This is a genomic window from Bacillus infantis (assembly GCF_050107595.1).
Lineage (GTDB): Bacteria > Bacillota > Bacilli > Bacillales > Cytobacillaceae > Bacillus_AB > Bacillus_AB infantis_C.
In genome coordinates this window covers 57,451-70,548 of the sequence record NZ_JBNILH010000008.1, presented here as the reverse complement: position 1 = coordinate 70,548, position 13,098 = coordinate 57,451, and the positions used below count along the sequence as shown (strand labels likewise).

Below are 13,098 nucleotides of genomic sequence, written 5' to 3'. Positions count from 1 at the left end.
ATGTTATTTTTTGTAATGAATCTTATAGATATCATGACGCCGGTCCTTCAGCTGGCGGACCGTTCCGTCCTGGCGCTGGCGTCTGAGGATTTCCAGGTCCACATCCCCGATCAGCACCATTTCGATATTAGGATTGGTCTCTCCGACGATGCCGTCCCTTGCAAATTCAAAGTCCGATGGCGCAAAAATGCCTGACTGCGCATATTGGATATCCATATTCTCTGTTTGCGGCAGATTTCCGACCGTTCCCGAAATGACTGTATAGATCTGGTTTTCGACCGCTCTTGCCTGTGCACAGTACCTGACACGCAGATAGCCTTGGCGGTCTTCTGTACAAAACGGGGTAAAAATAATCTTTGCGCCTTTATCTGCTGCGATCCTGGCAAGCTCAGGGAATTCAATATCATAGCAGATCTGGATCGCAATCCTTCCGCAGTCTGTATCGAATACCTTCACTTCATCCCCGCGGCTGATCCCCCACCATTTACGCTCATTCGGGGTGATATGGAGCTTATATTGCTTTTCAATCGTGCCATCTCTCCGGAAAAGATAGGCAATATTGTAGATTTCATCATCATCCTCTTTGACGAAATGGGAGCCGCCGATGATATTGACATTATATCTGACAGCCAGATCGGTAAACAGCTCGATATATTCTTCTGTATACTCTGTAACCCTCCGCACTGCAAGGCTGGGTGACTTTTCATCAAGGAACGACATCAGCTGCGTAGTGAATATCTCAGGGAAAACCGCAAAATCGGCCCCTGCATCTGAGGCGACGTCTGTAAAATATTCCACCTGGTTTGCAAAATCATCAAATGAACTGATTTGCCTCATCATGTACTGAACCACACAGATCCTTACTGGATAGCTTGTTTTATAGAATCTTTTCGTTGTTGGCAGGTAGTCGACATTATTCCATTCCATCAGGGTCGCATATTTGTTGGACTGGACATCATCCGGCAGATAATTAGGATTGATCCGCATGAGAGTGAACTCATTCAGAAGCTGGAATGAGAGGACCGGATCATAAATTTTATGGCGGGATACCTCGCTTACATACTCGCGCGGGCTCATTTCCCCGGCATATTTATGATAGTTCGGGATCCTGCCGCCAATGATGATGCTTTTCAGGTTCATCTGCCGCACCAGTTCTTTCCGTGCCTCATACAGGCGGTAGCCGATTTTCATGCGCCGAAAATCCGGGTGCACCATTACTTCAATGCCGTATAAATTATACCCATCCTGATTATGGTTCGTAATATAGCCATTATCTGTCACATCGCTCCAGGAGTGCCTGTCATCATATTCATCGAAATTGATGATCAGGCTGGAGCAGGAGCCGATTATATCTCCGTCATATTCAGCAACAAACTGGCCTTCCGGAAAAATTTCCAGATGGCTCTCCAAATGCTCCCGCTTCCACGGATCCATTCCTGGAAAGCAAAGCTCCTGAAGAGCTATGATTTTATCAATATCTTCAGCTCTTGTATTGCGGATAATCATTTTTTTCTCAAACTTGCTCAAATCCAATTTTGACATATTGACTGCATCTCCTCTTATTCGGGCTGCTCTGTTAATGGCATTTATACTATGAGGGCCTTTTCTCCCAAGGCTCCGTCACTCCCGCTGTATATAAGGGGGCTTTCAGGCTGATTGCCTTCAGCACACCCTCGGAAATTTCGTCGTGGGTGAGCCATCTTGCCTTATCCCCCTCAAAACGGAATCCAAGAATGATCCTCATCCACTTTAACGAAGCAGAGTCCAGGCCATTGAAAGACTCCCTTGAAGCATGGCTGCCTTTAATCTCATACAGCTCTGTATACTTGTCATCTTGCGCTATGTACTGCAAAAGCCACTGGAAGCTTTCCGAAGCATCGCTTCTCATCCATGCGACGGCCAGATCGAACGCTCCCCGGTCCAGAACAGCTTGGATCAAGCCTTCCTGGAACTGGACCTGACTGTAATAGTCTGTTTGTACAAAAGAAACCTTTCCTTCAGGTACAGAAATTTCTTCCATCATCTTCGCAAATCGATCATGGCTCCTGCCCATTGCACTTACATGGAACCCTTCTTTGCAGAGTGTTTCAATCACTCTTTTTAACATACCCGTTCCGCCAATGACTAACGCATGTTTTTTCATCTTAATGCTCCTTTTTCAAATAGGATAATATTAGGACTGATGCTTGCCCCTGCATCAATGGTAGAATGAAAGAAGGAACCTCCGGCTGCCGCTATCAGCATATGCCTGCACACCCGCTCTCATGCTGTCCTGAACACTGCAAAAATGTGAAGATTAGGTGTCTTTAATTCAAGGTAATTTACAAGCGCGGAGAATCTCTTTATAATTTCACCATAAACTAATAAAGGAGAAGCATATGGATAAGCCAAAACAAGATCCGAGGGAGAACCTTTTATTCCTTGCCTGGGCTGCTTCCATCCTGGCGATGTTCGGAAGCCTCTATTTTTCTGAAGTCCGCCATTATGAGCCCTGCGCACTCTGCTGGTACCAGCGTATCGCCATGTACCCGCTCGCCGTCATACTCGGGATCGCTGTAATCAAAAAAGATTATAAAATCAGTTTTTATACAATGATCCTCTCCGCTGCCGGTGCATGCATTTCGATTTATCATTATTCCATCCAGAAAGTCGCTTTCCTTGGAGAAAGTGCCCTTTCCTGCGGCAGGGTCCCATGCACTGGGCAATATATCAACTGGCTGGGATTCATTACGATTCCCCTGCTTGCGCTTACTGCTTTTATCATTATTTTTATAACAAGCCTGATCATCTGGAAAAAAACAAAGGGAGGCAGTGTGATTTGAAGAAAGTCATCATATTTTTAGTTATTATCATAGCACTATTTGCGGGTGTGGCCGTGCTTACCAGTATGCAGAATAAAGAAAAGGTATCAGGGGACAACCCTTACGGAACGGAGAACCTGAAGTCTGAAACAATCGACCAGCTCGATGATCCAAACTACCAGAACATTATTCTCCCTGATGAACTGGAGAAAAAGCTTGATGCAGGAGAAGATGCAACCGTCTACTTCTTCAGCCCTACATGCCCGCATTGCCAAAGGACCACCCCTGTTGTCGCCCCGCTGGCAGAGGAAATGGGAGTCGATCTTGTCCAATTCAACCTGTGGGAATTCGAAAATGGCTGGGACAACTACAACATTAACGAAACACCAACAATCGTTCAGTACAAAGACGGCAAAGAAACAAACAGAATCACAGGGTCACAGGATAAAGAAGTATTCGAAGAATGGTTTAACGAGAATTCTAAATAAGAAAAAACGGGAAGGAGCAATCCTTCCCGTTTTTATGTTGTATATCACCAAGACCTTAAAAACTTTTATGTCCCTATTCTTTTTTTATAGGATTTAATGCTTCTATCATAAGTCTGTCCTGAATAAAAACAAGCTCCTACTCGTAACATCGTAGGTTAATCCGGCAAGAATCTCTGCAGTTACAGAACATCCCCAAATCAGAGCTACATTACGGAAGGAGCTGGTTGTTATGCAGGATGCCCAATAATTAGCGGGTTTATACCTCTTAGGACTTTATTTTCCTAGTGTTCCTGAAAAGGTGATTGAAACGATCTTTAAGTCCCCTTTATTGGTTTTGCAGAATTGCTCCAAAGTTTAAAAAGCCCTGTTGGTTGGAGTGGAGGGCACGCAGACTCCTCATAAAATGCATGCGCATTTTCTTCGTGCGAGGCAATTTCAAAGGTGCCTATTCAAGTCCTGCGGGAAATAGCGGCAAAGCTGAGACCGCAGCGCGCAAGCGTGAGTAGGCTCAGCGCCGCCCCGCGGAAAGCGAAGTGCCTGGAGTGCAGATCAACAGCCTCAGTTAAAGCGCAAAATAATTTTTTTGATTCTAAATAGGAATAAAATCAACATGAAAAAACGGGAAGAAGCACCCCCGCCCCTTCCCGTTCTTCAAACTCAATATTTTTACCTCATTTTAAACCAAAAGCTCATTCGCCGCTTTCGTATACACACTAAACATATCACCCTTCAGCTCTTTTGCATCAATAAAAGAGCTGAAGCCGAAAGGAAAGAAAAGTCCGAAATCTTTCAGGATATGTACATTCTTCTGGAAAATATCCTCATATCGGTTTTCCGGATCAGAAGATTCCAGGATGGAAATCAGCGTCTGCAGGCTGGCGATCACCTGAAATGCTTCTTTTAAAGTCCCGAAATATTCAAAATGCCTGGTTGAAGTATGCAGCACCTTCAGCTTTTCAAACTCTTTAATATCCTCATCTGAAAAATAAGCAGGAAAAATAGATGTATAAAAATAATCTACCAGTTCCCTGATCCTCTCTTCCTGGTTAGGAGTCGATGCAAAAACTACTTTCACTGAAAACCCACCTTTGTAATCCTTGTAATCATTTCGTAACATATATTCCTAGAATAACATATCAGCCGAAACTCTAAGGGTGGTAATTATACCCATAGAGTCGGTATTTTTTTACATGACCTAGGAAATCACGAATGAAGAAACCGCTTTTTTTTACATAAAAATATGTCTTTTGGCTTATCCGCTTTCAATTATACAATATTGGAGCATACTGGGGAGATATGAATCGGCTGCCGGCATTCATTGCATGAAAACTTTTTTCATGTATGATTTATATGTAAATCAACGGCTGACTATTATAGGGAAATACTGGATGAAGGAGGGCTTTGTATCATTACGAAGAAAAAAGGAGAATGGTATCAAATAATAATACCCAGCCACTGGGAGGGTTTGACGCTTGAGGAGCTTCTCCGCACCCGCTGGAAGGCCCCAAAAAAGCAAATCCATCTGATGCGGATGGAAAAAAGCATATTAGTGGATGGATCGGCACCCCGCTGGACCTCACCGCTTGCCAAAGGCAGCAGGCTTGAGTTAAAGCTTTTTGCTGAAGAGGAGTTCGGCGTTAAGCCTGCATACCATGACATTGACGTGCTCTACGAAGATGAACATATACTGATTCTCAACAAGCCTGCCGGCATGGATACCCATCCCAATGAGCCGATGCAGGAAGACACGCTTGCCAACGCGGCTGCATATCATCTCCTGGCCAAAGGGGAATATCGCCACCTCAAGCACATCCACCGCCTTGATAAAGATACAACCGGTGCTGTATTATTTGCCAAGCACGCACTTGCAGGAGGCATGCTTGATCAGCTTCTTAAGGAAAGAAAAATCAAGCGGACCTATATTGCCATGGCGGACGGGATCATTAAACAAAAAAAAGGGGTGATCCGCAAGCCGATTGGAAGGGACAGGCATCACCCCACCAGAAGGCGGGTTTCCCCGGGCGGGCAGGATGCTGTCACCCATTATGAGGTTGCTGCAGTCTTTCCAAGAGAGCAGCAGACTCTTGTGTCCTGCCGGCTGGAAACAGGGAGAACCCATCAGATCAGAGTCCATTTCAGTGATATGGGCCACCCATTGACCGGGGACAGATTGTATGGCGGCAGCCCGGTGTATCCTCGCCAGGCCCTTCATGCTGCCAAGCTGGAGGTGCCGCATCCCTTTACAGAGGAAGCGGTAGTCTGTTACGCACCAATAACCGGCAACCCGGAAATGTTCAAAGGCTTTCAGCTGGAGGAGCTTTAAATCTTCCTGCAGAACAAATGAAGGATTCCAGCAGAGTGCACTGGAACCCTCCAGACTACAAAATCAAACAGAGGCTCCATAGGAGTTCCAGTCGCCGACTAAGACCCTCTAGACACTTAAAAGCCTTATAAAGGGTTCCAGTCGAGCCGACTGACACCCTCTAGACACAAAAAAACATACAGAGGGTCCCAGCCCTCCGCAGTGAAAAAAAGTTAATTAAACACCAAAAAAGCCCCTAAAAAGGGACTTTTTTGTATTAGTCTGCTTTGCGCATGCCTTTCATGATCAGGCTTAGCACAAATACTAGAACGATTGCACCGATAATAGCAGGGATGATGGCAAAGTCAGCTACAACAGGACCCCAGTCGCCAAGAATCAGTGTACCTAACCAAGCACCGACGAAACCTGCGATAATATTACCGATGACGCCGCCCGGGATGTCTCTTCCTACGATCATGCCGGCAATCCACCCGATGATTCCACCAATAATTAATGCCCAAAGAAAACTTAACATAATTTCTCACTCCTAATTAGTTTTTTTTTGCAAGATGTAGTTTATAAAAGCATCAGCTGTTTCCAGCTGGCTCTAACAGATTGACTGGCGCAAAGCCTTCTTCATCTCCGGCCTTTACCGCCACTTTGACACGGACCGGATCACGGTCCAGCACTTCAAGTTCGGTTCCTTTTTCTACAAGCAGCGCATCCTTTTCTTCTTCCAGCTGTTTGATTCCATCATAATCATTGATCTGGATGAAATCGTAGAGACTGTCATAGGCTTCTGGGGTCGCAGCGAGGTAAAAATCCTCCTCCGCTTTAACAGTATCCCCTTTTTCGACCATTTCTTGCTTAACAGTTTCCTTGCCTTCCTCTAATGCCCCTTTGATCTTACTGATCACTTCTGGAGCATTTTCTTTAAGATCAACTGCAGCCTCTTCAGTCTTTTCCTTGGCAGATTGAGCTGCTTCCTCAGCTGACTGCTCAATTTCATCAGCCGACTGATTCAGTTCCTGCTCAGCTTCCTGCCCGTTGCTGCAGCCTATAAGAAATATTAAGATGGCAATCATCGGTACCGAATAGAGTTTTTTCAATCATCACCCTCCTTTTCGGTTTGTTGTTTGCTGCTTGTACAAATAAATTACCCCAGCTTCAAAATCTAAAACATGCGTCTTCTTTCCTTTATTTGCTAGGGTGAATTTTTACACAGCGGGAAAACAAGATAGTTGGTCTTGTCCCTGCGCCAAAATGTTCTAGAAAAACCGAAAGCGGCTGCTCCCGCTGCAGCCGCCCATTTTATATAAACGGCTTCCGCCGATATTGTAATTATCTTCTTCCCCTGGAAAACTTGTCCAAAACTGATTTTCTGCAAAGATTTTTTCTAAAACGAGCCCAATTTTCCATCAGCAGAATTTGTGCCTAACAAAAAAGAATCCTGTTCAACAGGATTCTTCTGCACGCTTTATTATTCAAGCAGGAAATCTGCCTTCTCCCCGCCGTAAAAGTACAGCCGGTGGAGCGGTCTGGTCATCCCCACATATAGAAGCTTTATATCTATTTCTGAAGAAGCATCATATTTTTCAAGTATTGAAACGATGAATACTGCATCAAATTCCAGTCCCTTGGATAAGTAGGAAGGGACAATCACAATTTCATCCTTTGGAATGCTCTCCTGTTCTGCAAGCAGACGGACTTTTTCATTGGTCTCTTCCTTGAAATAATCATATAAAGTTTGGCAGTCCTTCATTGTCTTGCCGATAACAGCAAAGTTCTTTAAGTGCTCTTTCCGCAGCTCCTTCACCTTTTCTGCAATCTGCCGCGCGAGTCCGGCTCCTTCTTCTCTTTTTATAAAAGCCGGGCTCTCACCATGCCTCACAACAGGTTCCACCTGCGGAAAGGAATAGGGCAGGAGCTTCAGCAGACGGTTTGCCTTTTCCATGATTTCTATTGTTGTCCGATAGCTTTTCTGCAGCTCTGTATAGGTAGCGCGCGGGAATATCCCGCTGACGACCGGTTCCCACGCCTTTAGCCCCCGATAAGAGTGGATTCCCTGGGCGAGATCTCCCACCAGCGTAAACATATCTGTATCACAGGCCTTTTTCAAAGCATATATCTCCATATAGCTGTAATCCTGGGCTTCATCAATGACGATATTCTTTGCCTTAAGGTCTTTATCAACCCCATACAGCTCTGTCTGCAAATACAGGAGAGCAGCCAGATCTTCACGTTCAACCCTCTTCTTGGCAAGGAGAGAAAGCGAATAGCTGCATAATTCTTCTGCTTCGCCTTTCGTCAATTCATTCCCGGAAAAACGGACGATCCTTGCCGGATCCTCGAAAAGCTCACGGTAGTAATCCAGTGCCTTCTTTTTCGGAAACTGCTTCATATAGTCGGGCACAGCCCTTCTGATGCTCTTTTGGACCTCCTCCAGACGCTCTGCTTTTTGATCAAGAGCATGTGAGACATATTCCCTTCTTTTGTCTGCATCCTTGCCGCGGTATATGGCCCTGTCAATCCTGTCATCATAGTAGGCTTCAATTTTGGCCAGGATATTCTTTTTCTTCCTCTTCAGATCGCCTTGAAGGATGCTTTTAAGCTTCTCAAGCCTCCGGAAATAGGGAAGGTAATGATAATCTTCATGGAAAAGCCTGATAAATTTTTTTCTGCTGAACAGGCGGAACTTATCTGCCATAAAATCTTCGGAAGGATAAAAGGTAAAGGAAATGCTTTTTAAATATTGATCCAGTATGTTCTTAAACAGACGGGATCCTTTAATTTCTGAAACTCTGAGGCCGAGCCCTTCTCCTTTTTCTTCAAGAAGCTGGATGAGCTTCCTGTCCTCTGCGATGGAGAAATTCCCGGAAAGGCACTGCAGGACATACTCGGGGAAAGTCGTCTGTCTGACTCTTTCCACACCAAGCTCCGGCAATGCTTCTGATATGTAGTCTATGAACAGCTGGCTCGGAGCCAGGATCATCAGCTGCTCCGGCAGAAAATTCTCTTTATACTGATAGATGAAATAACTGATCCGGTGGAGGGCGATAGTCGTCTTTCCGCTTCCCGCCGCTCCCTGGACGATGATGGGCTTGTTCAGATCCGCCCTGATGATGCGGTTTTGCTCTTCCTGGATCGTTGAAATAATCTCGGTCAGCCGGCTGCTGGAGCTTTTGGCGAGGGAATCCTGAAGCAGTTCGTCGGTAGTGGTAAGATCGATATCCCGGATTTCCTCCAGAATGCCGTCCTCAATCATAAGCTGTCTTTTTAAGGTCAGCTGGCCGTCATAATTTTCTCCGTAGGCCTCATATTCGACCCTTCCAAGCCTGCCTTCATAATAGAGATTGGCAATCGGGGACCTCCAGTCCACAATAATCTGTTCCTGGTTCTCCCTGGAATAGAGCGAGGTTTTTCCAATATACAGGCTCTCCTTCTCTTCCTGGCCTTTATGCTGGTAATCAAGCCGGGCAAAATAAGGCTTTGGAAGGGCATTCCGCAGGCTTGACAGTTCATCCTTGGACATTTCAAAAAAACGGGCGTTCGTCAAAATGGAGGAATAGCTTAAGCTCGATTCAAGCCAGTCAGTGTCCTGAAAGGCTTCTTTCATGTTTTCCTTGAACTGGTCTTTGCTGGATTCGGCTGTTTTAATGACAGCCTCCATATATTTTCTGGTAAAGTCGAGCCGTTCACTTTCCTTCTGATAATCGGGGTGCTGATCTGGTGTCATATGTTTCTCCTTTCATTCCATTTCAGCCGCTTGAGAAAGAAGTTCATATGGGCTTGTGAGGAGCAGAAAGTTATATTATCAGAAAAATCAACCGCTTACAACACCTTTCTGCTTTGACTGGTAAAAATGTTAATTTTTGAGGATAAGACCATGCTAATTCTAAGTACGTATAGTTTTTATATTAAGTTTTTGTAAATTTTGAGCGAAATGCTACCTTATTCGACAAATTTCATATAAAATGTTTTCGTTTGGGGGATTTTTTTGCTGGAGCAGCAGCATGGAATCTTCACAAATTTTGGATGATAGAGCTTCTTTAGCTGGATAGCGGGTATACTATGTAACTAACCGAAACTGCACTTTGCCATCCGCTGAAGGGGCTTTTGGTTCTAGGCATTTAACAAATGGGGGTTTAAATATGGTTTTCAAGAAGAAGGACAAGTTTGCAATTCTGCTGAGCAGCATCTCTTCCAACGTAAAAGAGGGAGCTCACTATTTTGCCGATTACAAATTGAAAAATGTCAGTGATCTGAAGATTTTTTCTGAAACAATGAAAGAGTATGAAACAAAAGGCGACACATTTGTCCACGAAGTCATCAAAGAACTTAATAATGCTTTTATCACTCCGATTGAGCGTGAAGATATCCTCCACCTTGCGATGAGCATGGATGATGTCCTTGATGGGATTGAACATTGTGCTGCCTTGTTTGAGATGTACTCGATTACACAGGCAGACGATTATATGCTTAAATTTGTTGATGCTATCCGCAGCTGTTCATTGGAAATCGAAAAGGCTGTAGAGCTGCTCTCAACCAAAAAACTTCTTGATATCAGGGAGCATGCCATCAAAATCAAAGACTACGAATCAAAATGCGATGGGATTCTCCGCCAGTCCATCAAGCACTTATTTTCAGTTGAAAAAGATCCGATCCGCATCATTCAATATAAAGAAATTTATGAAAACCTGGAAGATATCGCTGACAGCTGTCAGAATGTCGCCAATACCCTAGAAACCATCATCATGAAGAATGCGTAAGGAGCTTTCATAAATGGATTCCATTTTCATCATAACTATACTGATCGTCATAGGGGCATTGGCCTTCGACTTTATCAACGGCTTCCATGATACAGCCAATGCCATTGCCACAGCCGTATCAACGAAAGCACTGAAGCCAAGGCATGCCATTATTCTTGCCGCCACGATGAACTTTGTCGGGGCTATGACCTTTACAGGAGTAGCCAAAACCATTACAAAGGATATCGTTGATCCCTTCACTTTGCAGAACGGATCAATCGTCATCCTGGCAGCATTGATTGCTGCGATTTTTTGGAACCTGCTCACATGGTATTACGGGATTCCGAGCAGTTCATCCCATGCGATTATCGGCTCCATTGCAGGAGCAGCAATAGCAGCGGCAGGATTCCAGGCCCTTAATTACGGAGGCTTCATGAAAATCATTCAGGCGCTGATTTTCTCTCCGCTCATCGCATTTGTTGTCGGATTCATTGTATACAGCATTTTCAAGGTTGTTTTTAAAAACAATAACCTGACAAAAACAAACAGGAATTTCCGCCTGTTCCAGATTTTCACGGCTGCCCTGCAGTCATACACACATGGTACGAACGATGCCCAGAAAGCAATGGGGATCATTACAATGGCGCTCATTGCCAATAACTATGTCACAACTGATGATATCCCGTTCTGGGTCCAGTTCTCCTGTGCCCTGGCAATGGGTCTTGGTACATCTGTCGGCGGCTGGAAAATCATCAAGACTGTCGGCGGCAAAATCATGAAAATCCGCCCTATCAACGGTGTTGCAGCTGATTTGACCGGCGCAGCCATCATATTCGGCGCAACGGCAATACACCTGCCGGTCAGTACAACCCATGTCATTTCTTCTTCGATTCTCGGAGTTGGATCAGCCCACCGTCTAAAAGGCGTTAAATGGGGCACGGCACAGCGGATGCTGATCACTTGGGTGATCACCCTGCCGATTTCCGCTACGATTGCAGGTCTTGTGTACTTATTGCTGAATGCTATTTTTTAAACAACAAAAAAGCTATTGGAGCCAATCTCCAATAGCTTTTTTTCAGCCCAGATGCTTCTTCTGGAAGCGGGCTATGTTCTCATATTCGCCTTCAAGTGCTCTGGATAGGCGGATGAAGACCGGCAGCAGCTCCTGGTAAACAGCTGCATTCTCAGGATTCGGCTTATGGCTGAAGGTATCCCCCACCATGCCTGACACAATGCTCAGATCCTCAATTTCACCGACGGCATACAAGCCCAGGATGGCAGCGCCCAGACAGGAGCTTTCATAGCTCTCAGGCACAACGACCTCCTGATTGAAAATATCAGCCATCATCTGCCTCCATAGCTCAGATCTTGCAAATCCGCCGGTCGCCTGGATTTTCTTCGGCTCCCCGATCAGTTCCTCCAGGGCAAGCAGGACGGTAAACAGATTATAAATGACACCCTCAAGGACAGAGCGGATCATATGCTCTTTTTTATGGTGAAGACTGAGCCCGAAGAATGAACCTCTTGCATTGCTGTTCCATAATGGGGCCCTTTCGCCTGTCATATATGGGTGGAAGATAAGCCCATCTGCTCCAGGGCGGACGGCAGCCGCAATCTTTGTCAGCACATCATAGGCATCAATCCCCAGCCTCTTGGCAGTCTCCACCTCGGAGGCAGCAAGTTCGTCCCGGACCCAGCGGAAAATCATGCCGCCATTATTGACCGGACCTCCTATCACCCAATGCTTCTCAGTGAGCGCATAACAGAAAATCCTTCCCTTCGGATCTGTTACAGGCTTATCAGTCACAGCCCGGATGGCCCCGCTTGTTCCGATTGTCACTGCAACGACGCCCGGATCGATCGCGTTGACACCGAGATTTGAGAGCACTCCGTCGCTCGCTCCCACTACAAAAGGCACCGAGGCATCTAGTCCTGTCAGCTTCTGATATTCCTCTTTCAGGCCTTTCAGAGTATAGGTTGTCGGAACCGGCTCCGAAAGCCTGTCCCTCTGAATTCCGGCTACCCCCAGCGCTTCAGTATCCCAGGACAGATCTTTCAGATTGAACATGCCTGTTGCAGAGGCAATGGAGTAATCGACAACATACTCGCCAAAGAACTTGAAGAATACGTATTCCTTTATAGAGATGAATTTTGCCGCCTGATTAAAGATATCTTCCTGCTCATTTTTCATCCAAAGCAGCTTGGACAATGGTGACATAGGATGAATCGGTGTTCCTGTCCTTAAATAGATCTCATGCCCGTTCAGCTCGCGCTTGATTTGATCAGCCCATTTGGCGCTCCTGTTATCCGCCCATGTAATGCTTTTGGTCAGAGGTATACCTTCCCTGTCGACAGCAATGACGCTGTGCATGGCAGAACTGAAGCTAACGCACAGCAGGTCGGCTGAACTGATGCCCCCTTCTTCCATGCAGGCTTTGAGGGTGCCGGCCACAGCTGCCAGGATGATATCCGGATCCTGCTCTGCAGCCGAGGGGCTTGGCGTATGTAAAGGATAGCCGATGGAATGCTTGGCAGCCACCTTGCCTTCTTTATTAAAAAGGACAGACTTTGTGCTTGTCGTCCCTATGTCCACTCCTAGCATATATCTTTCAGCTGTCATTTGAACCTCTCCAATCTTTTAAAGCTCTCTTTTTAAGTTTACAACGAATCAAAAATAACATACACCGTTATGGACTCTCCTCCAGTCCAGGAATACAGAAGAAGGAAGCGCTGCCGCTCCCTTTTTCCTTTATATTTAT

12 protein-coding genes are annotated in these 13,098 nt (G+C 45.5%); 5 read left to right on the top strand and 7 right to left on the bottom strand.

The genetic code is table 11. The annotated features are described in order from the left end of the window. Window positions 1–3 precede the first annotated feature (3 nt). Both ACQCVH_RS17100 and ACQCVH_RS17095 read right to left on the bottom strand, forming a co-directional pair. Window positions 4–1,542: a GNAT family N-acetyltransferase gene (locus ACQCVH_RS17100; RefSeq protein WP_426836825.1), complete on the bottom strand. Its 1,539-nt coding sequence runs from the start codon at window positions 1,540–1,542 to the stop codon at window positions 4–6. A gap of 49 nt (window positions 1,543–1,591) precedes the next feature. After that, entirely contained in the window at window positions 1,592–2,143 is a 552-nt protein-coding gene (locus ACQCVH_RS17095; RefSeq protein ID WP_426836824.1) for a Rossmann-fold NAD(P)-binding domain-containing protein, read from the bottom strand. A 235-nt stretch (window positions 2,144–2,378) separates the two neighbouring features. On the opposite strand from ACQCVH_RS17095, the gene ACQCVH_RS17090 reads away from it, so the two are divergent. Both ACQCVH_RS17090 and ACQCVH_RS17085 read left to right on the top strand, forming a co-directional pair. Beyond that, window positions 2,379–2,822: a disulfide oxidoreductase gene (locus tag ACQCVH_RS17090; RefSeq protein WP_426836823.1), complete on the top strand. Its 444-nt coding sequence runs from the start codon at window positions 2,379–2,381 to the stop codon at window positions 2,820–2,822. After that, a complete protein-coding gene (locus tag ACQCVH_RS17085) occupies window positions 2,819–3,289 on the top strand; it encodes a thioredoxin family protein (RefSeq protein WP_426836822.1) in 471 nt (156 codons plus the stop codon). Before ACQCVH_RS17090 ends, ACQCVH_RS17085 begins: the two co-directional genes overlap by 4 nt. Window positions 3,290–3,965: 676 nt before the next feature. Here the strand turns inward: ACQCVH_RS17085 and ACQCVH_RS17080 are convergent. Continuing rightward, window positions 3,966–4,364: a YhcU family protein gene (locus ACQCVH_RS17080; RefSeq protein ID WP_257990057.1), complete on the bottom strand. Its 399-nt coding sequence runs from the start codon at window positions 4,362–4,364 to the stop codon at window positions 3,966–3,968. A gap of 390 nt (window positions 4,365–4,754) precedes the next feature. Here ACQCVH_RS17080 and ACQCVH_RS17075 point away from each other — a divergent pair, with 390 nt between their 5' ends. Beyond that, window positions 4,755–5,612 (top strand): RluA family pseudouridine synthase, encoded by an 858-nt coding sequence (locus tag ACQCVH_RS17075; RefSeq protein WP_426836821.1) that lies wholly within the window; start codon window positions 4,755–4,757, stop codon window positions 5,610–5,612. A 256-nt stretch (window positions 5,613–5,868) separates the two neighbouring features. On the opposite strand, the gene ACQCVH_RS17070 is transcribed toward ACQCVH_RS17075, so the two are convergent. From ACQCVH_RS17070 to helD, 3 genes are all read right to left on the bottom strand, one after another. Then, on the bottom strand, window positions 5,869–6,126 hold the full coding sequence (locus tag ACQCVH_RS17070) for a GlsB/YeaQ/YmgE family stress response membrane protein (protein WP_148976717.1): 258 nt from the start codon (window positions 6,124–6,126) through the stop codon (window positions 5,869–5,871). A gap of 52 nt (window positions 6,127–6,178) precedes the next feature. Continuing rightward, entirely contained in the window at window positions 6,179–6,700 is a 522-nt protein-coding gene (locus ACQCVH_RS17065; RefSeq protein WP_426836820.1) for a hypothetical protein, read from the bottom strand. Between the two features lie 371 nt (window positions 6,701–7,071). Then, window positions 7,072–9,327, bottom strand: coding sequence for an RNA polymerase recycling motor HelD (gene helD / locus ACQCVH_RS17060; protein WP_426836819.1), 2,256 nt, complete (start codon window positions 9,325–9,327; stop codon window positions 7,072–7,074). Between the two features lie 415 nt (window positions 9,328–9,742). Between helD and ACQCVH_RS17055 the strand changes: the two genes are divergently transcribed. Further along, entirely contained in the window at window positions 9,743–10,360 is a 618-nt protein-coding gene (locus ACQCVH_RS17055; protein ID WP_224899458.1) for a DUF47 domain-containing protein, read from the top strand. Window positions 10,361–10,373: 13 nt separating this feature from the next. Beyond that, a complete protein-coding gene (locus ACQCVH_RS17050; protein ID WP_148976721.1) occupies window positions 10,374–11,372 on the top strand; it encodes an inorganic phosphate transporter in 999 nt (332 codons plus the stop codon). 42 nt (window positions 11,373–11,414) lie between these two features. Here the strand turns inward: ACQCVH_RS17050 and gntK are convergent, their stop codons facing one another. Beyond that, window positions 11,415–12,959, bottom strand: coding sequence for a gluconokinase (gene gntK / locus ACQCVH_RS17045; protein WP_426836818.1), 1,545 nt, complete (start codon window positions 12,957–12,959; stop codon window positions 11,415–11,417). Between the last annotated feature and the right edge of the window lie 139 nt (window positions 12,960–13,098).